Below are 21,592 nucleotides of genomic sequence, written 5' to 3'. Positions count from 1 at the left end.
GGGAATTCAAATCCGGGACGTCAAGGGCCCAACCCGAAGCCCCCTTCAAGGTCGTGAAAAGCCACCCTCTTCGTCTGCGCGCGCTGGCAGGCTATGATGGACGGCGGCCGCACAACACGACCGCCTTGATGGAGCTGATCTTCAATGGATCGGGATGATCCCGTCGACGGCCCGCCATTCCGATGGCCTGATGAGCCGATGGTGGGCGACGCGAACGGAATGCAAGGCGCCCGCCAGCTCGCGTTCCCAAAAGCCCCAGAAAACCCCTCAGCGTGGGGAAGTCCGGGGCGAGATCATAGTCCTGCCAGACATAAAGCTGGAGCAGGCTGGGATGGTCTGGCAGATGATAATGTATCTCGGCAGTGGTCAGGCCATAGCCACTCATCTGCAGGCGGAATTCCGTGCTGACCGCGTTCACCATCGTCTTCCGCCCTCACGCGCTCAGCCGGTCAACCAGCTGCCGGTGGTCGTCATCGGCAGGGCCGCTGGGCGGCGGGGCGGTTGCGTCGAGTCGGCGCAGCGCATCCATGATGTCGTCGAAGGAGACCGGCCGCTCGGCCCCCGGCGGCTGGCGCAGCGCCGGCATCGATTCAACGGCGCAGGCGTCGGACGCCCAGGACGAAAGGATCGCCCGCTTTTCCCATATGTCGAGCGAGCCGTCCTCCAGCACATCCCGCGGGTGCTGAAAATGGCTGGCCGGCGACAGCAGCCGGTCGAGCGAAAGGTCTGATATTTCGGGAGCAAGGGAAGGAATGATCGGCGAGAGCGTCTGTCGGTCCATTTCTGTCCTCCGTCTCCAAAAACTCCTTGGTTCAGGTTCCAAATTTCTCAGCGGTCCCGGCGCTGCCAGGCGCCGATAATCTTGTTCAGCTCAATCGCGAATTCAAGCCTTTCCTTGATCGGAGCGACCCAATTTACCGCATGTTTTCAGCGTGCTAGCACTCGGCGATCGAGAGTGCCAAAATTTTTTTGGCACCCCCTTGAAAGTAGAAGAAGGCAAAATTAGCTCGACATGCGCGCGACGCCGAAAGGGTCGCGAGCCCCGCTCCAGTCCTCCCGGTCCGGAGCGGAGGGACCTCTCGCAATCTGTTTGTCCTGAAGGAGAACGATATGACGTTCCGTCCACTGCATGACCGCGTGCTCGTCCGCCGCATCGAGGCCGAAGAGAAGACGGCCGGCGGCATCATCATCCCCGACACCGCCAAGGAAAAGCCGCAGGAAGGCGAAGTCATCGCCGTCGGCCCGGGCGCCCGCGACGAGAGCGGCAAGCTCGTGGCCCTCGACGTGAAGGTCGGCGACCGCATCCTGTTCGGCAAGTGGTCGGGCACCGAGATCAAGCTCAACGGCGAGGATCTGCTCATCATGAAGGAAAGCGACGTGATGGGCGTGATCGAGCAGGCCGCGACGCTGAAGAAAGCCGCCTGACCGGGGCTTCGACCGAACCGCAACCCAGTCAATGAAAGCTGCCTAGACAAGGAGTGATCCAATGGCTGCCAAGGAAGTCAAATTCCATTCCGACGCCCGTGAGCGCATGCTGCGCGGTGTCAACATCCTCGCCGACGCGGTGAAGGTGACGCTTGGTCCCAAGGGCCGCAACGTCGTGATCGACAAGTCGTTCGGCGCCCCGCGCATCACCAAGGACGGCGTCACCGTCGCCAAGGAGATCGAGCTTGAGGACAAGTTCGAGAATATGGGCGCCCAGATGGTCCGCGAAGTCGCCTCGAAGACCAACGACCTCGCCGGCGACGGCACCACGACTGCCACCGTGCTTGCCCAAGCGATCGTTCGCGAAGGCGCCAAGGCGGTCGCCTCGGGCATGAACCCGATGGATCTAAAACGCGGCATCGACAAATCGGTGGATGCGGTGGTCGCCGAACTCAAGACCAATGCGCGCAAGATCACCAGAAACGACGAGATCGCCCAGGTCGGCACCATCTCGGCCAATGGCGATGCCGAGATCGGACGTTTCCTGGCCGAGGCTATGGAAAAGGTCGGCAACGAAGGCGTCATCACCGTCGAGGAAGCCAAGACCGCCGAGACCGAGCTGGAAGTCGTCGAAGGCATGCAGTTCGACCGCGGTTATCTCTCGCCCTACTTCATCACCAACCAGGACAAGATGCGCGTCGAACTCGACGAGCCCTATGTGCTGATCCATGAGAAGAAGCTCGGCAACCTCCAGGCGCTGCTTCCCGTGCTCGAGGCCGTCGTCCAGTCGGGCAAGCCGCTGCTGATCATCGCCGAGGATGTCGAGGGCGAGGCTCTGGCCACGCTGGTGGTCAACAAGCTGCGCGGCGGGCTGAAGGTCGCCGCCGTCAAGGCTCCGGGCTTCGGCGACCGCCGCATGGCCATGCTGGAGGACATCGCCATCCTGACCGGCGGCACGGCCATCAGCGAGGATCTCGGCATCAAGCTGGAGAACGTCACGCTGGAGATGCTCGGCCGCGCCAAGAAGGTCGCGATCGAGAAGGAGAACACCACCATCGTCGACGGCGCCGGCAAGAAGGAGGAGATCCAGGGCCGCGTCACGCAGATCAAGGCCCAGATCGAGGAGACCACCTCCGACTATGATCGCGAGAAGCTGCAGGAGCGGCTGGCCAAGCTCGCCGGCGGCGTCGCGGTGATCCGCGTCGGCGGCGCGACGGAAGTCGAGGTCAAGGAGAAGAAGGACCGTGTCGACGACGCGCTGCACGCCACCCGCGCCGCGGTCGAGGAAGGCATCCTGCCCGGCGGCGGCGTTGCCCTGCTGAGGGCGGCCAAGGCGCTCGACGCAGTCGCTGTCGACAATCCCGATCAGAGATACGGCGTCGACATCGTGCGGCGCGCGATCGAGGCTCCGGCGCGCCAGATCGCCGAGAATGCCGGATCGGAAGGCTCGATCATCGTCGGCAAGCTGCGCGAGAAGACGGACTTCGCCTACGGCTGGAACGCCCAGACCGGCCAGTATGGCGACCTCTACAAGCAGGGCGTGATCGACCCCGCCAAGGTGGTGCGCACCGCGCTGCAGGATGCGGCCTCGGTCGCCGGTCTGCTCGTCACCACTGAGGCGATGGTGGCCGAAAAGCCGAAGAAGGAAGCCGCCCCGGCCGTGCCGGCCGGCGCCGGCATGGACTTCTGAGACGCTGACGAGAGCCCGCTCCCGGCTACGGGAGCGGGCGTTCCGCCAAAACTTGGGAGGGCGTTATGAACATGATGAGCGCAGATGGCTCGATTCCCGCGCCGACGCATTCGGCAAGCGAATTCCTCGCCTATGAAGCCGAATGCCGGAGCGCGCTGAAACCGCTGCTGGCAGGCCTGCTCGACGCGGCCGAAGCCACCGGGTGGAACCGGCGGACGGTCGCCTCGACGCTGATGTTCCTTGCCGCGCAGCAGGTGTCGTCCACCGAAACATCGGCGCGAAGCTGAGCGAAATCGGCCCCCGCCACAGCGGGGGCCGTCCAACTATGTCGCGATGGGATTTGGGCGAAGGGAATTGCGATTGCCATGATTGCAGGACGCTTGCGGGAATGCCTGAGAAGCTTGCGATGGGACGCCGGCGACCTTGCGCAGGAGCTTGGCTGTTCCAGGACCGATGCGACGCGCTGGATCGACGGGCGCGCCCCGGTGCCGCTGGCGGTCGCCGCCTGGATCGAGGCCCTGGCCAAGGCGCATAGCGCGCTGCCGCCGCCGCGCCTGAACCAGCAGATTTCAGCGACGCACAGCACGCCGGCGGGCCTGATCAATGTGCAGGCCTTCCCCGGCATAGGCCAGCCGCGGCCGCATGGCATCGTCCTGCAACCACCCTACCCGCGCCGGCATGCGCTCGCCGGTGGGCTTCGCCCGGGCACCGTGGGTATCCACCCGAAAGAGGGGCCAGACCATGAACCACGACCGCTTTGAAGAGCCTGTCACGGTGCTTGTCGGCATGGGCTTGCCGGCGCGTCTGGAGACGGTGGCGGAAGCCTATGCCCTGCTGCAGGATTGGCCGGCCGCGAGCAGGAGCAGCGCGCATGCGATCGCGCTCAATGCCTGCAAGGCCGGCATTGCCGGCGAAATCGACGCGGAGACGGTGCGGGCAACCCTTGTTGCCTTCGCCCGCCGCAACGATATTCTGGCGCCGGACATGGTTTCGCTGCGCCCGCGGCGCTGGCAGGGCGCGCGTCCACAAGCAACAATGGCACAAGTAACAATAGCTGAAGATTTGAAGCCCGGCGCGTGCTGCGCGGCGGACAAACGACCAACCCAGGAATTCTGAATGACGACTGACACCAAGACGGCGGAAACCAGGACATTCGAGGCGGACGTCTCGCGGCTGCTGCACATGATGGTGCATTCGGTCTATTCGGACCGCGACGTCTTCCTGCGCGAGCTGATCTCCAACGCGGCGGATGCCTGCGAAAAGCTGCGCTTCGAGGCGGTGAGCCGTCCCGAGCTTCTGGGCGACGATCCGAAGCCGCGCATCACGATTGCCGCCGACCCGGACAATAAGCAGCTTTCTGTCGAGGACAACGGCATCGGCATGAGCCGCGACGAGATGGCCGAGGCGCTGGGCACCATCGCGCGCTCCGGCACGCGCGCCTTCATGGAGCGCGTCGAGGCCGGCAAGGCGACGGAGGACACGCAGCTTATCGGGCAGTTCGGCGTCGGCTTCTATTCCGCCTTCATGGTCGCCGACCGGGTCGACGTGATCAGCCGCCAGGCCGGCAGCGACGAGGCCTTCCGCTGGTCGTCCGACGGCAAGGGCACCTATGAAATTGCGCCGATCCCGCTCGAGGCGGCGCCCAGGCGCGGCACGCGCGTGGTGCTGCATCTGATGGAGGACGCCACCTCCTACACCACGCCATACCGGCTCGAAGGCCTGGCGAAGTCGCGGTCCGGCCATGTGCCGGTGCCGATCACGCTTGTCGAGAAGCCCGGCGCCGAGCCGCGCGACATCGCCGACGGCACCGCGCTGTGGGTGCGGCAGAAGAGCGAGATCAAGCCGGAGGAATATACCGACTTCTACCGCAGCGTCGCCGGCCAATATGACGAGCCGGCCTCGACCATCCATTTCCGCGCCGAGGGACGGCAGGAATACAACGTGCTCGCCTTCGTGCCCGGATCGCGGCCGTTCGACCTGTTCGACCAGGACCGCAAGGACCGCATGAAGCTCTATGTGCGGCGCGTTTTCATCACCGACGATGCCGATCTCCTGCCGCGCTACCTGCGCTTCGTGCGCGGCCTGGTCGATTCCGCCGACCTGCCGCTCAACGTCTCGCGCGAGATGATCCAGGAAAGCCCGCTGCTCGCCGCGATCCGCAAGGGCGTGACGAACCGCGTGCTCGGCGACCTTGCCAAGACTGCCGAAAATGACGCCGAAACCTATGCCAAGATCTGGGAGAATTTCGGCGTCGTCCTCAAGGAAGGTCTCTATGAGGATTACGAGCGGCGCGAGCAGCTGCTGAAGCTTGCCCGCTTCCGTTCGACTGCTTCCGGCGAAAGCTGGCGCAGCCTTGCCGACTATGTCGGGGCTATGAAGGAAGGCCAGAAGGCGATCTTCTTCATGGCCGGCGACGACCGCGCCCGGCTGGAGGCCTCGCCGCAGCTCGAAGGGTTTCGCGCCCGTGGCATCGAGGTGCTGCTCTTGACCGACCCGGTCGACAGTTTCTGGGTGACGATGACGCCGGAATTCGACGGCAAGCCGTTCAAGTCGGTGACGCAGGGCGCGGCCGAGCTTGCCGATATCCCGCTGCCCGACGACGCGGCCAAGCCCGATGCCGAGACATCATCGGATATCGCGGCGTTCCTCGCCTTCGTGAAGACGACGCTCGGCGAGGAGGTGTCAGACGTGAAGGCTTCCGACCGGCTGACTGAAAGCGCCGTCTGCCTGGTCGCGCCCGAGCATGGCCCGGACCGCCAGTTCGAGCGCCTGCTCAACGCCGCCGGCCGGCTCGACAAGGCGGCCAAGCCGATCCTGGAGATCAACCCGCGCCACGAGCGCGTGGCGGCGCTGGCAAAGCTCGGCAACGACGACAGGGCGTTCAAGGAAGACGCCGCGCATCTGCTCTACGACGAAGCGCGCGTGCTCGACGGCGACAAGCCGGCCGACGCGAAGGCCTTCTCGGCGCGTCTTGCGCGGCTGATCGATCGCGGGTTGGCGAAGGGGTAAGCGCCGGCGGCGCGCTTGAATGGCTTGCCAGCGTCCAACGCTAATTGGATGCTGGCAGCTTGCCTGGTTCAGCGGCTTCGTGACAAAGCTGTTCGGCTGAGGCGCCCTTAAAGGGAATTCGCGCATGACAATAGAGGGTTTCTGCGATCCGCGTTTTGCCGGCGTGCGCGATGCGTTCGCCCGGTGTTTCGCCGAAGGCCTCGAGCATGGCGGCGGCGTCTCGGTCGCAGCCGACGGCAGGACCGTCGTCGATCTTTGGGGCGGCCATGCGGATGCCGCGCGCACCCGCTCGTGGCAGCGTGACACGCTGATCAATGTCTGGTCTTGCACCAAGGGAGTCGTCGCACTGGCAATCGCGATGCTGGTGGAGCGCGGCAAGCTGGATTATGCCGCTCCGGTCGCGCGCTATTGGCCGGAATTCGCGGCCGGCGGCAAGGAGCGCATCACGCTCGATCAGGTGATGTCGCACCAGGCCGGGCTGAACGGTCTCGCAGTGCCGATGGACGAGGCGGGCATGCTCGCCTGGACGCCCTATGTCGATGCGCTTGCCGCCATGGTGCCGCTGTGGGAGCCCGGCAGCCGCTGCGTCTATCATGCGCTCAGCTACGGCCACCTCGCCGGCGAGGTGCTGCGGCGCGTCGACGGGCGCAGCGTCGGGCGCTTCATCGCGGAAGAGATCGCCGGCCCGCTTGGGGCCGATTTCCATGTCGGCCTGCCGGAGCCCGAGGATGCCCGGGCAGCCGAAATGATCGAGGGCCCGAAAGCTTCGGAATGGGTCGAGTTCGTGCGCGCCTCGCCCTTTCCCCATGCATGCGGCAACCCGGCTCCCCGCGCCCTGGCGCCCAACGACCGCGCGTGGCGCGCCGCCGAGGTGCCGGGCGGCAACGGCCAGTCCACGGCGCAGGCGCTGGCACGCATCTACGGCATGATGGCGGCGGGCGGCACGTTTGAAGGCAAGAGCCTGATCGGCCGCGCAGCGATCGAAGAGGCCGCGCGGCCGCGCTTTCGCGGCATGGACGACAGCTTCGCGCTGCCGGCCGCCTTCGCGGCCGGCTACCAGATCGAGGATCCTGTCTATGCCGGCCGTGCGTCGCGGCAAAGCTTCGGCCATACCGGCTGGGGCGGCGCCATCGGCTTTGCCGATCCCGGCGCCGGCGTCGGGTTCGGTTATGTCACCAACCGCATGCTGGGGTTCGACGACGTGGACCCGCGCCGCAAGGCCCTGATCGAAGCCGTCTACGACGCGCTCTGAATAAGATCCCTATCCCCTCAGCCCCGGCGCTTCCTGGCCGGTGCGCGCGACATATTCGGTATAACCGCCGCCATAGGTGTGGATGCCGTCGGGCGTCAGCTCCAGAACGCGGTTCGACAGCGCCGCCAGGAAATGGCGGTCGTGCGAGACGAAGAGCATCGTGCCCTCATATTGCGACAGCGCCTCGATCAGCATCTGCTTGGTCGTGATGTCGAGGTGGTTGGTCGGCTCGTCGAGCACCAGGAGGTTGGGCGGGTCGAACAGCATCAGCGCCATCACCAGGCGGGCCTTCTCGCCGCCCGACAGCACGCGGCACTTCTTCTCGATCTCGTCGCCGGAAAAGCCGAAGCAGCCGGCAAGCGCGCGCAGCGGCGCCTGGCCGGCCTGCGGGAAATTATCCTCCAGCGTCTGGAAGACGGTGCGCTCGCCGTCGAGCAGTTCCATGGCGTGCTGGGCGAAATAGCCCATCTTGACGCTCGGACCGCGCGCGACGGAGCCCTCGTCGGGCTCGGAGGCGCCGGCCACAAGCTTGAGCAGCGTCGACTTGCCGGCGCCGTTGACGCCCATCACGCACCAGCGCTCGCGGCGGCGGATCTGGAAGTCGAGGCCCGAATAGATCGAGCGGCTGCCATAGGATTTGTGGATGCCTTTCAGCGTCGCCACGTCCTCGCCGCAGCGCGGCGCCGGCTGGAACTCGAACGCCACGGTCTGGCGGCGCTTGGGCGGCTCGACGCGATCGATCTTGTCGAGCTTCTTCACCCGGCTCTGCACCTGCGCGGCATGCGAGGCGCGCGCCTTGAAGCGCTCGATGAAGGCGATCTCCTTGGCCAGCATCGCCTGCTGGCGCTCGAACTGCGCCTGCAACTGCTTGTCGGCCAGCGCGCGCTGCTCCTGGTAGAATTCGTAGTTGCCGGGATAGGAGGTCAGCGCGCCGGCATCGATCTCGATGATCTTGTTGACGATGCGGTTCATGAACTCGCGGTCGTGCGAGGTCATCAAAAGCGCGCCGTCATAGTCCTTCAGGAATTTTTCGAGCCAGATCAGGCTTTCGAGGTCGAGATGGTTCGATGGCTCGTCCAGCAGCATGACGTCGGGCCGCATCAGGAGAATGCGGGCGAGCGCCACGCGCATCTTCCAGCCGCCGGAAAGTTTTGAAACGTCGCCGTCCATCATCTCCTGGCTGAAGCCGAGCCCGTCCAGCACCTCGCGGGCGCGGCCGTCCAGCGCATAACCGTCGAGCTCCTCGAAGCGGTGCTGCAATTCGCCATAGCGCTCGATGATTGCGTCCATCTCGTCGGCGCGCTCGGGATCGCCCATGGCGTGCTCGAGCTCGCGCATTTCGGCGGCCACCGCGCTCACCGGCCCGGCGCCTTCCATGACCTCGGCTACGGCGCTCATACCGCCCATGTCGCCGACATCCTGGCTGAAATAGCCTATGGTGACGCCGCGATCGACCGAGACCTGGCCCTCGTCCGGCTGTTCCTCACCGATGATCATGCGGAACAAGGTCGTCTTGCCGGCGCCGTTCGGGCCGACCAGCCCGACCTTCTCGCCCTTCTGCAAGGCGGCCGAGGCTTCGATGAAGACGATCTGTCGGCCGTTCTGCTTGCCGATATTTTCGAGACGGATCATGGGGCGGTCCGGGCAACTGCGCTGATATGGCGGGATTTGCCCGGCGTGTACGCGAATGAGGGCGGCAGGGGAAGAGGCAGAAGCGCCGCAGGATGTAGGTTCCTCGCCCCCACGAAGTGGGGAGAGGTGGCTCGGCGAAGCCGAGACGGAGAGGGGGAGCGCCCTACGAAGACCCCCTCTCCGTCCGCTTCGCGGACACCTCTCCCCCGCCTCGGCGGGGGCGAGGAACGGCGCTGCGCCCTACTTCGCGTCGTGGAAGATAATTCCGACTGTATGCCGCCGTCCTGATCTCAACCGGCTGACTCCGTGTCTGAGATTCACCCGGTAATATCCCTTCGTGCCCTGCACCGGTCGGTTGTGCACCGCAAATACTACCGCGTCGCCGCGTTTCAGCGGCACCACCTCGGCGCGGCTTTGCATGCGCGGGCGCTGTTCGGTGAGCACGAATTCGCCGCCGGTGAAATCCTCGCCGGGCTCGGACAACAGGATCGCCACCTGCAGCGGAAAGGCGAGCGCGCCGTAAAGGTCCTGGTGCAGGCAGTTGAAGTCGCCAGGGCCGTATTGCAGGAGAAGTGGCGTCGGCCTCGTCTGGCCCTCGTCGTGGCAGCGTTTCAGGAAAGCGGCGTGATCGGCGGGATAGCGCAGCGACGCGCCCATCTTCTCGTTCCAATCGTTGGCGACCACGGCGAGGCGCGGATAGAGCGCGGTGCGCAGACCCTCGATCAGGTCCGGCAGCGGATATTTGAAGTAGCGGTATTCGCCCTTGCCGAAGCCGTGGCGGGCCATCACCACATGGCTACGGAAATGCTCCTCATGCGGATAGAGGCCGGCGATTTCGGCGCATTCTTCCGCCGACACCAGGCCCGGCATGACGGCGCAGCCATGCATGTTGAGTTCGGAGACCAAGGCTCGCCAATCCTGAGCGGCGACGCGGGATTCGGAGGACCGGCTGGCGCGCTTGGTGTTCAGGGAGTGGATGGTCATCGGGATGGCTCCTTGCTCGCCATCAAAGTGGGGCGAAGCCAATGTAAGGGCCACCCGATTCCTGCGGAGTGAATGAGATCGTTGGAGAAGCCGGCGGGACAGCGCCCCCCTCTGTCCTGCCGGACATCTCCCCCACTTTGGGGGGAGATTGGCAGCTGAGGCGGCGGCGCTCCTTCTTGCGACGCCGGTGATTGGCGAAAGCGGCGATGACAGCTGATCTCCCCCCTTGTGGGGGAGATGTCCGGCAGGACAGAGGGGGGCGCGAAGGAACTCGACCTAGGCCTTCCTCCGATACCCATCCAGCTCCGGGTCGAGATCCACCTTCACCGCATTGGTGAACACGCAGGTCGCCACCATGATGCCGGCGAAGGCGGTGAGATTGACCAGCAGCGTTTCGTCGTAGCGGGCCTTGAGCGCGGCCCAGGTCTCGTCCGGAACGGCATTGGCATCGGCCGCGACCGCCTTGCCGAAGCCGATCAAAAGCGCCTCATCCGCGGTGGGATCGATCGCTTCGGGATCGAGCCCGCCCTCGATCAGCGCCCTGCGGAAGAAGGTGACCGGAATCTCCGCGCGCATCGTCTCGGCAATCGCCTTCGAGGACAGCCAGATGGCGCGGTCGTCTAGCGTGGGCTTGAGAAGATCGCGCAGCGTGAACCATTCGGCGTAGATGCGGTGCGCGGCCGGCGAATGAAGCAGGATGCGCTTCATGTTGGTCATGCGGCCGCGCAGCTTGAGCTCGCGGTCATGCTCGGCGCGGATGTCGTCGGAGGCGGTGGCGTAGTCGATTGCGGAGAGATGCGCCATCGGACTCACCCGAGCGTCGCGTGAAGCGCCGGCGCGCCGCGCAGCGTGTTGGAGACGGTGCAGATGCCCTCGGCGTCCGCCAGGATACGTTCTTTCGTCGCGGCATCGAGATCGCCGGTGATCTCGAGCTTGATGGTGAACGTCTCGACCCGCGAGGGCTCGTCCTTCGCCTTCTCACCGGTGACCTCCGCCCTCACCTCGCCGAGCCTGTCGGCGACGCCGAGGCGGGTCGCGGCGATGCGGGCGCTGAGCACCATGCAGGCGGCCAAGGAGGCATAGAGCAGGTCAAGCGGGCTGAAGCCGGGGGCGCTGACCTGCGTGACGACATCGACCATGCCACCGGTCGGGGTGGTTATCGTCGGCAGGCCGCCCAGCGGCATGACGGCGAGCGCGCCGGCGTTGCGGGTTCTGATCTTGAAGTCAGCCATCGTGTCGTCTCCAGTTTGGAGGCTATTGATAGCGGACGCGAATTGACGAGGACAACAATTGACGAGGACAACCTGCAACGTCAGCGCTGCCCCTCATTGTCCTGCCGGACATTTCTCCCCGTATAGTGACGGGGAGAAAGGGCTTGTCGCGGGCGTCGCGTCCCCGCCTTCTCCCCGTTCACGGGGAGAAGGTGCCCGAAGGCGGATGAGGGGCGGCGCCGGCGCCTGAAAGGCAGCGTGGGCGCCCTATGAAGGCCCCCTCTCCGTCCGCTTCGCGGACACCTCTCCCCGCCTTTGGCGGGGCGAGGAAAACGCTACTTCGTCAGATCCAGCGCCGCCGTCAGATCGCCCATCGGCGGCTGGTCGTTGTTGCGCAGCGCCTTCTCGCGGGCGACGATGCCTTGCAGCACCGGCAGGTCGTAGCGGTTGGTGATGAAGCGCAGGATCGAGGTGGTGTCGTACTGCGTGTGGTCGACCATGCCCATCTTCGCATAGGGCGAGATGATGAAGGCTGGGACGCGGTTGCCCGGGCCCCAGCGGTCGGCCTTGGGCGGCGCGACGTGATCCCAGAAGCCGCCATTCTCGTCATAGGTGACGACCACCAGCATATGCGCCCATTGCGGGCTCTTCTCCAGATGCGAAACGATGTCGGCCAGATGCTGGTCGCCCGAGGTCACGTCGGCATAGCCGGCATGTTCGTTGAGGTTGCCCTGCGGCTTGTAGAATGAGACCTGCGGCAGCTTGCCGTCGTCGATCGCCTTGATGAACTCTTCGCCGCCGAGGCCGCCATCCTTGATGTGCTCGGCGCGCGCAGCAGTGCCCGGCGCATAGGCCGCGAAATAGTTGAAGGGCTGGTGGTGGAACTGGAAGTTCGGCACCGGCGTCGCGTTCTTGCCGTCGAGCGCCGCCTCCCACGCGCCCGAATACCAAGCCCAGGAAACGCCCTTCAGCGACAGGAGATCGCCGATGGTGATCTCGTGCTGCGGCGGCAGGGTGGTCGGCGCAGCCGGATCGGCGAGCGCCTTGTCGCCGCCCTCGGCCGGCTTGTTGGCGCTCGGCTGGTAGGGCGGCTGCATGGTGTTGACGGCATAAAAGTCTGGAGTGATTGCGCCGTCATTGGCGAATTTCGGCACGCCGCCGAGCGCGGAGGCCGGCGAATTGTCGGCCGGCTTCAGCGTCACGCCATCCGGCTCGACGACGGCGATCTGGCCCTTCACCGGGCTGGTGTCGGCATTCGGATAGTAGGGCACGCAGGCGCAGGCGAGCATGAAGTGGTTGAGGAAGGAGCCGCCGAAGGCGCCTTGGAAGAAATTGTCGGCCAGAACGTACTTCTTGGCGATCGCCCACATCGGCAGGTTGGAGCCGTCGTAATGGCCCATCACCAGCGAGCCGGAATCGGCCCAGGCGACGAACTTGTCGTTCTTGCCGCCGTCGATCTGCATCTGCTCCTGGTAGAAGCGGTGCCAGAGGTCATGCGTGACGACGTTGGTGCCCTCGTTGAAGCCGTTCGGATCGTCGATGGCGAATGTCGCATTGGCGAGATGCGCGCTCTGCGCTTCCGTCACCGCCGGCGTGACGCCCTTGCCGGTCAGCCCGCCCCAGGCCGGCGGCAATTCGGAAAGCGGCGTGCCGTCACGGTCGAGCTGGCGCGCCTGGCCGGGCGACACATTCGCCAGGCCGTTGGCACCGGGGAAGCCGCCATAGAGGTTATCGAAGCTGCGGTTCTCAGCGTAGATGACGACGACGGTGTCGATCTTGTCGTAGCCGGGGGGAGCCGCGTGGGCAGGAGCAGCGAGCGATGCCAGCGCCGTGGTGGCGAGGCAAAGGGAGAGAAGGGACCGGATCATTGGGAAATGCCTCGTGGCTTGGGGATGGCTGGAGGACGGCAATGCAGGAACGCAGATGCATCAATGCCCAGCTACTTCGATGCCTTGTCACCTTTGTGACAGTTCCGTCCCCGTCAAACACGGTTTCGTGAGCGGGACGGCCAGTCATCAATCTGTTGCACTTGAACCTTACGTCGCGAACGAAATCGGGCGAAGGAAATCAGGGATGTCGCCGCGCACGATGAGACGGAAAAATCACGCGATCGCCCTGCTGGCAGCTTCGATCGTCGGCGCCAATACCGCGGAGCCATTGGGCGTCCATCCCGGCCCAATGACGCGCGCGCAAGCCTATGCCCGCGCCGACGCGCTGACGGCGCTCGGACGGCAGATGTTCTTCGACCCTTCGCTCTCTGCTTCCGGCAAGCAGGCCTGCTCGTCCTGCCACGATCCCAATCACGCCTTCGGACCGGCCTCGGCCTCGCCGGTCGAGATGGGCGGAGCCAAGCTCGACCAGCCCGGCGTGCGCGCCGTGCCGTCGCTGCGCTATTTGCAGGCAGCGCCAGCCTTCAGCGAGCATTTCTACGACTCTGAGGACGAAGGAGACGAGAGCGTCGACAACGGCCCGACCGGCGGCCTGACCTGGGACGGCCGCGCCGACCACGGCAAGGACCAGGCGAGAATCCCGCTGCTGTCGCCCTTCGAGATGGGCAACAAGGACAAGGCCCAGGTGGCCGCCAGCCTGGGCAAGGCGCCCTATGCCGACGCCTTCAAGGCCGCCTTCGGCGCCGATGTCTTCGACCATCCGCAGGACGCTTTTGATGCCGCGGTGGAAGCGCTCGGCACCTTCGAGCAAAGCAGCGCCGATTTCTATCCCTATTCCAGCCGCTATGACGCCTTCCTCGCCGGCAAGGCGCAGCTCTCGGCGCAGGAATTGCGCGGCCGGATGCTGTTCGAGGACGAGGCGAAGGGCAATTGCGCGAGCTGCCATTTGAGCGAGCCCGCCAATGACGGCGAGCCGCCGCAGTTCACCGACTACGGCCTGATCGCGATTGCCGTGCCGCGCAATCCGGCGATCCCCGCCAATTCCGATCCTGATAATTTCGACCTCGGCCTGTGTGGCCCGCTGCGCACCGACTTCAAGGGCCGCGCCGAGTATTGCGGCCTGTTCGAGACGCCGACGCTGCGCAACGTGGCCTTGCGCAAAAGCTTCTTCCACAATGGCTATTTACACACCCTGCGCGACGCGGTCGCCTTCTATTCCAGCCGCGACAGCGATCCGGCGCGCTGGTACCCGAAGAATGCCGACGGCACGGTCGACAAATTCGACGATCTGCCAAGAGCTTACTGGCCGAACCTCAACACCGACCCGCCGTTCAACGGCAGAAAGCCCGGCGACAAGCCGTCGCTGACCGATGCCGAGATCGACGACATCGTCGCCTTCCTCGGCACGCTGACCGATGCCGACCAGGCGGGGCACTGAGGCTGGGGGCCAGTCAGAAAGGCGCGCCGCAAGATTGATTCAAGGCGGTGCGGGCTCGGTTGCCGCTTCTCATTGCGCGAGCGCGTAGCGGCTCACCACCATGCCGCAGGCATAGGACTTCGAGCCGAGGAGCGTCAGCCTGGCGAACCCGCTTTTGTCGAAGATGCGGCGGCCTTTCCCCAGCACCGCCGGATTGATGAAGAGCTGGAACTCGTCGACCAGGCCGGCGGCGATCAGCGCCGAGGCGAAGCCGGCGCCGCCGAACACGGCGATGTCGCCGCCCTCGCCCTGCTTCAGCGCGCCGACCTCGCGCGGCAGGTCGCCGCTTACGACCCGTGTCCGTTCCCAGCGCGACGCTGCAAGCTTGTCGCTCGCGACGACCTTCTCAGCCTCGACGATACGCTGCGCGAAAGCATAGAAGCGATCCTTCGGATATTTCTTGGCCGCATTGCCCCAATGGGCAAGGTAGCCCTCTTCCACCATCTTGCGGCTCAACAGGATGGTGCCGACGGTCGTGAAGACGGCATTGAAATCCTGCTTCAAGTCCTCGTCCCAGTCGCTGTCGTCGCCCCATTCCCAAAGCTGCCAGCGACGATCCTCATCGGAGCCGACAAAGCCGTCCACCGACATTTGCATCTGAAGGATCAGCTTCCTCATGCTCATTCTCCTCGCCAATGATTTACTTTTGGAACCGTTTGACGCAAAGCGGCAATGGTGTCAATAGTAAATTGATTTACAAATGGAAGTATGTTGATGGCGACCAAGGGACGGTCTGGCTGCCCGATCAGCCTCTCGCTCGAATTGCTCGGCGACCGCTGGACACTGCTCATCATCCGCGACCTGGCTTTCGCCGGGAAACGGCATTTCCGCGAATTCCTGCAGTCCGACGAAGGCATCTCGTCGCGCACGCTGGCCGAGCGGCTGCAGACGCTGCAGGACGAAGGCATCCTCACCCGAAGCGACGATCCCAGCCATGGCCTGAAGGCGATCTACCGGCTGACAGAGGCCGGCATCGACCTGTTGCCGGTGCTGGCGACGCTAGGCGCCTGGGGCAGCAAACACCGCAAGGCCGACGACAAGCTTGCCCAAATCGCCGATGACCTCGCGGCCGGCGGCGAGCCGGCGCTCGAGCGGATGAAGGAGACGCTCAGGGCGCAACATCTGGGGTAGCGAAGGCGGAACACCGCGCTCCGCTGGCGACTTGTGTCCAAACACTCGGGTCAGCGAGCGGCGTTGCGTGGCCAGTGCGTCGAAGGCAAATGCAACACCCGCGTGCCGTCCGCCGATTTGTCTCGCATTTTCACAGTTGGCCATGAGCGTCGACGATCTCAGCCAGCCTGTCCGCTTTGCGGCGGACCGGGCGGCTCCTCGGCCGGTGGCTCCCCGGGAAGCCCCAATCGCAGCCGCTCCTCCTCGGCGAAGCTCTCGGCCTGCTCGTGAATGTCGAACACTTGCTGCGTCAGCCTGCCACCGTCGACGACGCGCACGATCCATTGGCCATTGACGGCTTTTACACGGACACTGTCTGGCTCGCTTGTTATCATACGGCTCCTGCCTTCGGCCCAAGTATCTGGTGCCTAGACCCAATACGATCTAGAGCGCCTTAAGTTGCCGAAAGCGGAGCTGATCGACATTTAGTGCGAAGGCACTCGCCGATACTCAGTAGGTTTTTGAAATCTGACGGATAAAAACGACTATGGCGCCTACGTCGCCCCGTCCGGAGCAAAGACTACAATAACTCACGGAGTGGTGGGGAGCGATGGGCGGCCCGGCTGCCTTGGGGGGTGATACTGGGTTCGGCGGCCGGGCCTGACCGGAGTTTGCGAGGCCGCCGGCTACAGGAAAGGATGCGCTCGCGCCCATGCGAGGGCAAGAACGACCTAGGCCCTAGGACCAAAGCTGCAAGCGCAGGGGCCGAGACGGACCAATCACAATCAGACTGAAAACCACCTGAAACCGGCCGCGCGTCAAAAGCCGAAATAATGCTGGCCGAAAAGATAGCCGAGCGCCGCGACCACCAGCGGAAACAGCGCCGGCGCCGCCCTGCTGAAAAGCGAGGCGCTTATCTCCTTGGCTGGAGCGCTGGGTTTGGCATTGCCGAGGTTTTTGGTCATGGGCTTAGTACCGGTTGGGGCCAGTTGCCGGCGGAGCCATAAATTAGAAGTCGCTTATTAAGTTTCCAGCAAGCCCAATGCTACAATTCGCGGCAATTTATTCCGATTGCTGGGTGCGCTCGGCAAGCGCGAAAGCTTGGAGGTTGCGCGATTTGCCGGGATCCTGGTCGGCATTGGCGATGATGGCATGGAAGGCGGCGCGGGCGATGTCCTTCTTCCTGGCGTCGGGATGCTCCTTGCGCACCGCCTTGAGCAGGTCTTTCGGCTTCATATCGGGGGTGACGAGGCACATCAGCGTGTCGCCTATGGCCTGCAATTCGCTGGCATCCATAACGATGACCCTGTTTTGACGACATAAGCCTAGCATATAGGGGAGCGAGCGCGTCACTTTCGTGATACGCGCCGGGAGTTGGGCGACGGTCGCCATGACCCAAGCCGTCGATAATCGGGATGGCGAGAGGCGAACTGACGGACGGCAATGCTTGGTGACCTTGCCGCCTTCGGCGGACTCTTCCTGACCGCCTTCGCCGCCGCGACCATCCTGCCGCTGCAATCGGAAGCAGCACTGGTCGGCTTTCTCCTGGCCGGGACCCATTCGCCGGCCGCGCTGGTTCTGGTCGCGACGATCGGCAACGTGCTTGGTTCGGTGGTCAACTGGCTGCTGGGCCGCGGCATCGATCGCTTCGGCGACCGCAAATGGTTTCCGGCAAAGCCTGCCGCGCTCGACCGCGCGGCGGCGCGCTATCACCGTGACGGACGATGGAGCCTGCTGCTGAGCTGGGCTCCATTTATCGGCGATCCGCTGACGGTGATGGCCGGCGTGCTGCGCGAGCCCCTATGGAGCTTTATCGCCATCGTCACCGTTGCCAAGACCGGCCGGTACCTGGCGGTGGCGGCCGCGACCCTCGGCCTCTAGCCTAAAGAACTCATGGCGCAGGCATCCAGCCGTGAATTCTCGCCATAGCAAAGCCGCACGGCCAGGGCGGCCGCGATATGTCCCTGCGGGCCGGCCTTGGCAAATCGCAAGGCCTTCCGTTGAAGTTCGGGGGCTCTATCAAAGAGCTGGGTCGCTCTATCCTTTACGCGGGCACAAGGACGGCGATGCGATGCACGCCGACTTCCTTGCTGGTATTTGTCGCCTCGTCGGTCTTGCCTTTGGAGCAGGTGTACATGTCACCGACCTTGAGCTTGAACTCCTTGTCCGCCTTCTTGATGGTGAATGCGCCGGAAGTAATGGTGCATACCATGTCGTTATCCATCACACTTTGAGGAGCGTGCGCTCCGGGCTGAAACACCACGTCAACAATCGAGATGCTCTTGTAGGCGGGAATGTCGGAGTTGCCGGTGCCGACCTCGACCACTCTGACGCCCGGCGCCATCTCCTTGCCTTCGTTCGCACCGTACTTCTTGGTTTTCGCAAATGTTGCCGTTGCGAACAGGGGAGCAACCGTTGCGGCCGTCACGCCGAGCGCGATTGCAGACCTGCGATTCATCGTCTTCATCGCATCCTCCCTAAACCTGTCATGCACGGATGAGCATGGCCTCAGTATATTAGCACAAACTGATTTGATTGTGCGGAAAAGCGCGTGTCGGTGACCGCGTTTACTGTTGCTTTTGCCGGAACTTCGAATGGCAGCTCGTGCAGTCCTGCAGGATGAGGTGCAGGAGATGTTCCGCCGGCATCCTGGCCGGATCGGCTTCAGCCGCGCCCGGGCGCTTGCCGAGCAGGCTGCCGCCATCCATCGGCGGGCCGGTCATCCGCATGTCGGCGGTGATCTCCGGCGGCGCGTTCCCCGCCTTGATCGCGAGCGCGTCGGCGAGCCGGCCGATATGGCGGGCGAGCGCCTCGAACTCCGGCCGGGCCTGGTCGATCTCCGGTCTGGCGGCCGATGGCGCGCCAAGCGTGCCCTGCGGGAATTCCCCGGTCAGGCCGCCGGCGCGGGCGCTCAGCGCGTCCGCCGCCGCCTTGAAAGCCGCTGGTTCATAGGCGCGCTTGCCGTCGAACATTTCGGCGATCGCCCTGGCGGCGGCCGCCATCTCCTTCATCGAGGCCTGGCGAGCGGCCACGATGGTGTCGCCGGGCCCCGCGGCCAGCGACGGAGCAAGGATCAACGGGCCGGCGAGCGCCAGCAAAACCGCCCTCAGAATGATGCGAGACCTCATGCCTTAACGTCGACGATGCCCATCATGCCGAGCTGCTCATGCTCCCGAATGTGGCAGTGGTACATGCGCGCGCCCGGCCGCTCCTGGCGCGTGAGCCGTCTCGCCGCGCGCCACGTTGACCGTGTCCTTCCACGCCAGATAGGGCGGTTTGGCGATCGTGCCGTCGCGTTCGTGCTCGACAACCTGGAACTGCGTGCCGTGGATATGGAACGGATGATCCATGTCGGCCGGGTTGACGATTTCCCAAAGCTCGGTATCGCCGCCCTGGGCAACGGTGTCGACACGCCCCATATCGAACGCCTTGCCGTTCGTCATGGCCTCGGTGAGGAAGAGGCGGCGGCTGACCGTGGGAGCCCCAAGCGGCGCGATCGGCCTCAGCCGTCCGGGCAGCGGCGGCATTGCCTCGGCTGGCGTTTCGGAAACATCGACCGTCAGCATCTTTTTCTCCTGGATCGCGATTGGGAAGGACGCCGCCGGGACGATCCTTTGCGAACGCTACGGGTTCCAGTAACTGGAAGGTCAAGAGGGATATTCGCGGGCGGAAGCTGCCCCGACCGCAGTGACTTTTTTTGGGTGTTTTTGTCCGGATGGCGCAAAAAGCGATCCTGGGCCGCCGGCCGATCGGCTGGTCCACAACATTTCCGGCCTGCCTGTATCGAGGTTTGCCGAATAGTCGCATTTTGACCCCAATCGGCCTCTAGCCGGCTGAAGATGTCGCGGTTCCGTTGTTCACGGTTTCTTGACAGAGGCCGGAAAAACGGGCAGCAAAGCGGGTGAGGGAGAGCATTTTTACCGTGGCGAAGACCATGGAGGGCTCTTTTTTCGTGTGGACCGTCGCCAAATCGGCGATTGGTGGAGGGATTGGTTAACCATCTTTGTCCATCTTTTGAATCAATCGGCAACAGACGCGTGAAGGTGCAGGGGGCACCGGCGAACTGTGATCGTGACGGGTGCCAGGTGCGAAAACCGGCATGCCGATTGAGAGTGGTCGTATGGCGTTTTTGCGTTTGAAAAACCGGGGTGACGCTCCTAATGGGGAGGTAACTTCGAAAAAGTCTGGTCATCGTTGGGTCCTGGTGCCTGCTGTCGGCGCCGCCCTCGCTTTATGGTCCGCCGCCACCTTGGCGGGGCTCTATTCGGTGAGCACCTCGCTGACCGCCGCTTCCAACGGATTGCCGCAAGGCATGCGCACCATCGCCCTTGGCGACCAGCGCCGGCAGATCGCCAATACCTGGGCGCCGCATCTTGGCGTCAATGGCGGCTACAAGGCGGCCTCACTCACCGGCGGCTGCGATGCCGGCTGCTTCAGCCTTGCGACAAGCTTCAGCCATAACGGGCAAGCCGTTGAAAAACTGAAGAATAATGGCCGTGACGGCAAAATGGCGCGGCTCAAGCTGCCGTCGCCCGACAGCGTGGCGCATGAAAAGGTCGTGGTGGTGGCTTCGGCCGCCGGAGCCGCCGACCGCTTCGATGGCGTTGTGAAGCGCGCGGCGCTTTCGCCGCAGAAGCTTGCCGACGCCTTTGCCCGTGCCGAGAAGGCGCCGTTCCTGCTGGCCAGCCTGCCTTCGGCAAGCCGCTTCGGCGGCGCACAGCCGGACGCCCCGATCGAAGCGCGCTTCGGTTTGCAGCCGGCCGAGACCCCAGGCGCTTCCGAACTGGCGCTGGCGCTTGCCAACGTCGCGCCCGAGGATACGGCGGATGTTCCGACCGCCGTCGCGCTGCAAAACAGCGACGCGCCCGATGTCGCCGGCCCCGATGCTGCTAACAATGCGGACAATGGCCAGGACGGCGCCTATCAGATCGCCTCGCTGCCGCCGCAGGACGATTTGCCCGATGCCATTGCCGTGCCCGGCCTTCGCCCCCGCACCTCGCTGGAGCGCGCCACAGAAGCGCCCGAACAGAACGCGGCCAAGCCGCAGAAGCCGGAGGCCGTGAAGCCGCAGGCCGCCAAGGCCAAGCCGCAGCCGACCACGGCCGACACCGCGCAAAGCGCGCCGACGGCGGTTTCACCGAGAAGCGGCGACCAGGCCCTGCCCGGCGTGGCGAATTCGAAGCCGATAGTGGCCGACACCAAGCCCGGCAAGCGCAAGGCGCAGGCGTCGGAGATGCTCGCCTATGCCAAGCCGGACACGCCGGAGCGCGGCAACCTTGGTGGCGCCTTCCGCAGCCTGTTCAACGGCCCCTCGACGGGCAATGGCGTCGCCGTCTACGATATTTCGGCGAGGACCGTTTACATGCCTGACGGTTCGAAGCTGGAGGCGCATTCGGGCTACGGCTCGATGGTCGACCAGCCGCGCTTCGTCAACCGCAAGAATGTCGGACCGACGCCGCCCGACACTTACAATCTGACGATGCGCGAATCGCGCTTCCACGGCGTCGAGGCGATCCGGCTGACGCCGACCAGCGGTAAGAACAAATATGGCCGCGACGGCCTGCTCGCACACACCTACATGCTGCGCGGCGGCCGCGCCGAATCCAATGGCTGCCTCGTTTTCAAGGACTACCAGCGCTTCCTGTCCGCCTACAAGAAAGGCAAGATCAAACGCCTTGTCGTGGTGCCGCGCCTGACAAGGTCCCCGACCCAGGTCGCCCAGGAAGGCCGCCAGGGTTAAGCCTGCACCCGCCGGCGAACGTGTCGCCGGCATTTGTCAGTCCCCACTTGCCGGTCCGAAGGGCCTCGCGCCAAAAATCCACCGTCGCGGCTTGCGGCCATGACGGCAACCTCACCTGGGCAGCGATAACGACCCTTCCCAGGATGTACATATGGCGCAGCCCGGGCTTGCGG

General features: G+C 64.7%; 24 protein-coding genes and 1 pseudogene. 11 read left to right on the top strand and 14 right to left on the bottom strand.

What is annotated here, in order from left to right:
• Positions 1-141: 141 nt before the first annotated feature.
• A pseudogene (locus EJ068_RS27295) lies at positions 142-421 on the bottom strand (protein usg).
• 12 nt (positions 422-433) lie between these two features.
• Complete coding sequence (locus EJ068_RS27290) at positions 434-781, bottom strand: hypothetical protein (RefSeq protein ID WP_127252253.1); 348 nt, start codon at positions 779-781, stop codon at positions 434-436.
• A gap of 329 nt (positions 782-1,110) precedes the next feature.
• On the opposite strand from EJ068_RS27290, the gene groES reads away from it, so the two are divergent.
• The 7 genes from groES (at position 1,111) to EJ068_RS27255 (ending at position 7,376) form a co-directional block, all read left to right on the top strand.
• Complete coding sequence (groES, locus tag EJ068_RS27285) at positions 1,111-1,425, top strand: co-chaperone GroES (protein WP_126078117.1); 315 nt, start codon at positions 1,111-1,113, stop codon at positions 1,423-1,425.
• Between the two features lie 61 nt (positions 1,426-1,486).
• Complete coding sequence (groL, locus tag EJ068_RS27280; RefSeq protein ID WP_127252252.1) at positions 1,487-3,115, top strand: chaperonin GroEL; 1,629 nt, start codon at positions 1,487-1,489, stop codon at positions 3,113-3,115.
• Between the two features lie 65 nt (positions 3,116-3,180).
• A complete protein-coding gene (locus tag EJ068_RS27275) occupies positions 3,181-3,402 on the top strand; it encodes a hypothetical protein (protein WP_126078119.1) in 222 nt (73 codons plus the stop codon).
• A 78-nt stretch (positions 3,403-3,480) separates the two neighbouring features.
• The gene (locus EJ068_RS32810; RefSeq protein ID WP_189512570.1) at positions 3,481-3,876 is read left to right on the top strand and encodes a helix-turn-helix transcriptional regulator; all 396 of its coding nucleotides are present in this window, start codon (positions 3,481-3,483) and stop codon (positions 3,874-3,876) included.
• Complete coding sequence (locus EJ068_RS27265) at positions 3,857-4,231, top strand: DUF982 domain-containing protein (RefSeq protein ID WP_127252251.1); 375 nt, start codon at positions 3,857-3,859, stop codon at positions 4,229-4,231. The genes EJ068_RS32810 and EJ068_RS27265 overlap by 20 nt, the downstream gene beginning before the upstream one ends.
• Positions 4,232-6,124, top strand: coding sequence for a molecular chaperone HtpG (htpG, locus tag EJ068_RS27260; RefSeq protein ID WP_127386231.1), 1,893 nt, complete (start codon positions 4,232-4,234; stop codon positions 6,122-6,124).
• Between the two features lie 124 nt (positions 6,125-6,248).
• Complete coding sequence (locus EJ068_RS27255; protein ID WP_128298302.1) at positions 6,249-7,376, top strand: serine hydrolase domain-containing protein; 1,128 nt, start codon at positions 6,249-6,251, stop codon at positions 7,374-7,376.
• A gap of 9 nt (positions 7,377-7,385) precedes the next feature.
• On the opposite strand, the gene EJ068_RS27250 is transcribed toward EJ068_RS27255, so the two are convergent.
• The 5 genes from EJ068_RS27250 to EJ068_RS27230 form a co-directional block, all read right to left on the bottom strand.
• The gene (locus EJ068_RS27250) at positions 7,386-9,008 is read right to left on the bottom strand and encodes an ABC-F family ATP-binding cassette domain-containing protein (RefSeq protein WP_128315535.1); all 1,623 of its coding nucleotides are present in this window, start codon (positions 9,006-9,008) and stop codon (positions 7,386-7,388) included.
• A 240-nt stretch (positions 9,009-9,248) separates the two neighbouring features.
• Entirely contained in the window at positions 9,249-9,992 is a 744-nt protein-coding gene (locus EJ068_RS27245; protein WP_127253637.1) for a 2OG-Fe(II) oxygenase, read from the bottom strand.
• Between the two features lie 276 nt (positions 9,993-10,268).
• Complete coding sequence (locus tag EJ068_RS27240; protein WP_127253636.1) at positions 10,269-10,796, bottom strand: hypothetical protein; 528 nt, start codon at positions 10,794-10,796, stop codon at positions 10,269-10,271.
• Between the two features lie 5 nt (positions 10,797-10,801).
• Entirely contained in the window at positions 10,802-11,224 is a 423-nt protein-coding gene (locus EJ068_RS27235; RefSeq protein WP_127253635.1) for an OsmC family protein, read from the bottom strand.
• Positions 11,225-11,538: 314 nt separating this feature from the next.
• Positions 11,539-13,071, bottom strand: coding sequence for an acid phosphatase (locus EJ068_RS27230; RefSeq protein ID WP_127386047.1), 1,533 nt, complete (start codon positions 13,069-13,071; stop codon positions 11,539-11,541).
• A gap of 220 nt (positions 13,072-13,291) precedes the next feature.
• Here EJ068_RS27230 and EJ068_RS27225 point away from each other — a divergent pair, with 220 nt between their 5' ends.
• Positions 13,292-14,530: a cytochrome-c peroxidase gene (locus tag EJ068_RS27225; RefSeq protein WP_245463240.1), complete on the top strand. Its 1,239-nt coding sequence runs from the start codon at positions 13,292-13,294 to the stop codon at positions 14,528-14,530.
• Between the two features lie 69 nt (positions 14,531-14,599).
• On the opposite strand, the gene EJ068_RS27220 is transcribed toward EJ068_RS27225, so the two are convergent.
• Entirely contained in the window at positions 14,600-15,187 is a 588-nt protein-coding gene (locus tag EJ068_RS27220; RefSeq protein ID WP_127253377.1) for a dihydrofolate reductase family protein, read from the bottom strand.
• 96 nt (positions 15,188-15,283) lie between these two features.
• Here EJ068_RS27220 and EJ068_RS27215 point away from each other — a divergent pair, with 96 nt between their 5' ends.
• Positions 15,284-15,700 carry a helix-turn-helix domain-containing protein gene (locus tag EJ068_RS27215; RefSeq protein ID WP_127253378.1) on the top strand — a complete coding sequence of 139 codons (417 nt, stop codon included), beginning with the start codon at positions 15,284-15,286 and terminating at the stop codon, positions 15,698-15,700.
• 158 nt (positions 15,701-15,858) lie between these two features.
• Here the strand turns inward: EJ068_RS27215 and EJ068_RS27210 are convergent, their stop codons facing one another.
• From EJ068_RS27210 to EJ068_RS27205, 3 genes are all read right to left on the bottom strand, one after another.
• Positions 15,859-16,074, bottom strand: coding sequence for a hypothetical protein (locus tag EJ068_RS27210; protein ID WP_127253379.1), 216 nt, complete (start codon positions 16,072-16,074; stop codon positions 15,859-15,861).
• Between the two features lie 423 nt (positions 16,075-16,497).
• On the bottom strand, positions 16,498-16,644 hold the full coding sequence (locus EJ068_RS32805; protein WP_189342223.1) for a hypothetical protein: 147 nt from the start codon (positions 16,642-16,644) through the stop codon (positions 16,498-16,500).
• 97 nt (positions 16,645-16,741) lie between these two features.
• Positions 16,742-16,975: a hypothetical protein gene (locus EJ068_RS27205; RefSeq protein WP_127253380.1), complete on the bottom strand. Its 234-nt coding sequence runs from the start codon at positions 16,973-16,975 to the stop codon at positions 16,742-16,744.
• Positions 16,976-17,122: 147 nt separating this feature from the next.
• Between EJ068_RS27205 and EJ068_RS27200 the strand changes: the two genes are divergently transcribed.
• Positions 17,123-17,560 carry a YqaA family protein gene (locus tag EJ068_RS27200; RefSeq protein ID WP_127253381.1) on the top strand — a complete coding sequence of 146 codons (438 nt, stop codon included), beginning with the start codon at positions 17,123-17,125 and terminating at the stop codon, positions 17,558-17,560.
• Between the two features lie 163 nt (positions 17,561-17,723).
• Here EJ068_RS27200 and EJ068_RS27195 read toward each other — a convergent pair whose 3' ends face one another.
• From EJ068_RS27195 to EJ068_RS27185, 3 genes are all read right to left on the bottom strand, one after another.
• Positions 17,724-18,146, bottom strand: coding sequence for a hypothetical protein (locus EJ068_RS27195; RefSeq protein WP_129554933.1), 423 nt, complete (start codon positions 18,144-18,146; stop codon positions 17,724-17,726).
• A 100-nt stretch (positions 18,147-18,246) separates the two neighbouring features.
• A complete protein-coding gene (locus tag EJ068_RS27190) occupies positions 18,247-18,807 on the bottom strand; it encodes a cytochrome c (protein ID WP_127386046.1) in 561 nt (186 codons plus the stop codon).
• 36 nt (positions 18,808-18,843) lie between these two features.
• On the bottom strand, positions 18,844-19,245 hold the full coding sequence (locus EJ068_RS27185) for a multicopper oxidase domain-containing protein (protein WP_245463239.1): 402 nt from the start codon (positions 19,243-19,245) through the stop codon (positions 18,844-18,846).
• A 638-nt stretch (positions 19,246-19,883) separates the two neighbouring features.
• Here EJ068_RS27185 and EJ068_RS27180 point away from each other — a divergent pair.
• Positions 19,884-21,419: a tlde1 domain-containing protein gene (locus EJ068_RS27180; protein ID WP_245463238.1), complete on the top strand. Its 1,536-nt coding sequence runs from the start codon at positions 19,884-19,886 to the stop codon at positions 21,417-21,419.
• Positions 21,420-21,592 lie beyond the last annotated feature (173 nt).

It is taken from the genome of Mesorhizobium sp. M2A.F.Ca.ET.043.02.1.1 (assembly GCF_003952405.1).
Classification (GTDB): Bacteria; Pseudomonadota; Alphaproteobacteria; order Rhizobiales; family Rhizobiaceae; genus Mesorhizobium.
Note: the sequence above shows the minus strand (reverse complement) of the source record. Positions and strands in the feature narration are given on the sequence as shown.

Coding starts and splice junctions, on each gene's coding strand:
- EJ068_RS27190 (WP_127386046.1), bottom strand. CDS start 18,807: ATGAGGTCTCGCATCATTCTGAGGGCGGTTTTGCTGGCGCTCGCCGGC.
- EJ068_RS27265 (WP_127252251.1), top strand. CDS start 3,857: ATGAACCACGACCGCTTTGAAGAGCCTGTCACGGTGCTTGTCGGCATG.
- EJ068_RS27240 (WP_127253636.1), bottom strand. CDS start 10,796: ATGGCGCATCTCTCCGCAATCGACTACGCCACCGCCTCCGACGACATC.
- EJ068_RS27275 (WP_126078119.1), top strand. CDS start 3,181: ATGAACATGATGAGCGCAGATGGCTCGATTCCCGCGCCGACGCATTCG.
- EJ068_RS27195 (WP_129554933.1), bottom strand. CDS start 18,146: ATGAAGACGATGAATCGCAGGTCTGCAATCGCGCTCGGCGTGACGGCC.
- EJ068_RS27215 (WP_127253378.1), top strand. CDS start 15,284: ATGGCGACCAAGGGACGGTCTGGCTGCCCGATCAGCCTCTCGCTCGAA.
- EJ068_RS27185 (WP_245463239.1), bottom strand. CDS start 19,245: ATGCTGACGGTCGATGTTTCCGAAACGCCAGCCGAGGCAATGCCGCCG.
- EJ068_RS27225 (WP_245463240.1), top strand. CDS start 13,292: ATGAGACGGAAAAATCACGCGATCGCCCTGCTGGCAGCTTCGATCGTC.
- EJ068_RS32810 (WP_189512570.1), top strand. CDS start 3,481: ATGATTGCAGGACGCTTGCGGGAATGCCTGAGAAGCTTGCGATGGGAC.
- htpG (WP_127386231.1), top strand. CDS start 4,232: ATGACGACTGACACCAAGACGGCGGAAACCAGGACATTCGAGGCGGAC.
- EJ068_RS27230 (WP_127386047.1), bottom strand. CDS start 13,071: ATGATCCGGTCCCTTCTCTCCCTTTGCCTCGCCACCACGGCGCTGGCA.
- EJ068_RS27210 (WP_127253379.1), bottom strand. CDS start 16,074: ATGATAACAAGCGAGCCAGACAGTGTCCGTGTAAAAGCCGTCAATGGC.
- EJ068_RS27290 (WP_127252253.1), bottom strand. CDS start 781: ATGGACCGACAGACGCTCTCGCCGATCATTCCTTCCCTTGCTCCCGAA.
- EJ068_RS27205 (WP_127253380.1), bottom strand. CDS start 16,975: ATGGATGCCAGCGAATTGCAGGCCATAGGCGACACGCTGATGTGCCTC.
- EJ068_RS32805 (WP_189342223.1), bottom strand. CDS start 16,644: ATGACCAAAAACCTCGGCAATGCCAAACCCAGCGCTCCAGCCAAGGAG.
- EJ068_RS27245 (WP_127253637.1), bottom strand. CDS start 9,992: ATGACCATCCACTCCCTGAACACCAAGCGCGCCAGCCGGTCCTCCGAA.
- EJ068_RS27200 (WP_127253381.1), top strand. CDS start 17,123: ATGCTTGGTGACCTTGCCGCCTTCGGCGGACTCTTCCTGACCGCCTTC.
- groES (WP_126078117.1), top strand. CDS start 1,111: ATGACGTTCCGTCCACTGCATGACCGCGTGCTCGTCCGCCGCATCGAG.
- EJ068_RS27235 (WP_127253635.1), bottom strand. CDS start 11,224: ATGGCTGACTTCAAGATCAGAACCCGCAACGCCGGCGCGCTCGCCGTC.
- EJ068_RS27250 (WP_128315535.1), bottom strand. CDS start 9,008: ATGATCCGTCTCGAAAATATCGGCAAGCAGAACGGCCGACAGATCGTC.
- EJ068_RS27220 (WP_127253377.1), bottom strand. CDS start 15,187: ATGAGGAAGCTGATCCTTCAGATGCAAATGTCGGTGGACGGCTTTGTC.
- groL (WP_127252252.1), top strand. CDS start 1,487: ATGGCTGCCAAGGAAGTCAAATTCCATTCCGACGCCCGTGAGCGCATG.
- EJ068_RS27255 (WP_128298302.1), top strand. CDS start 6,249: ATGACAATAGAGGGTTTCTGCGATCCGCGTTTTGCCGGCGTGCGCGAT.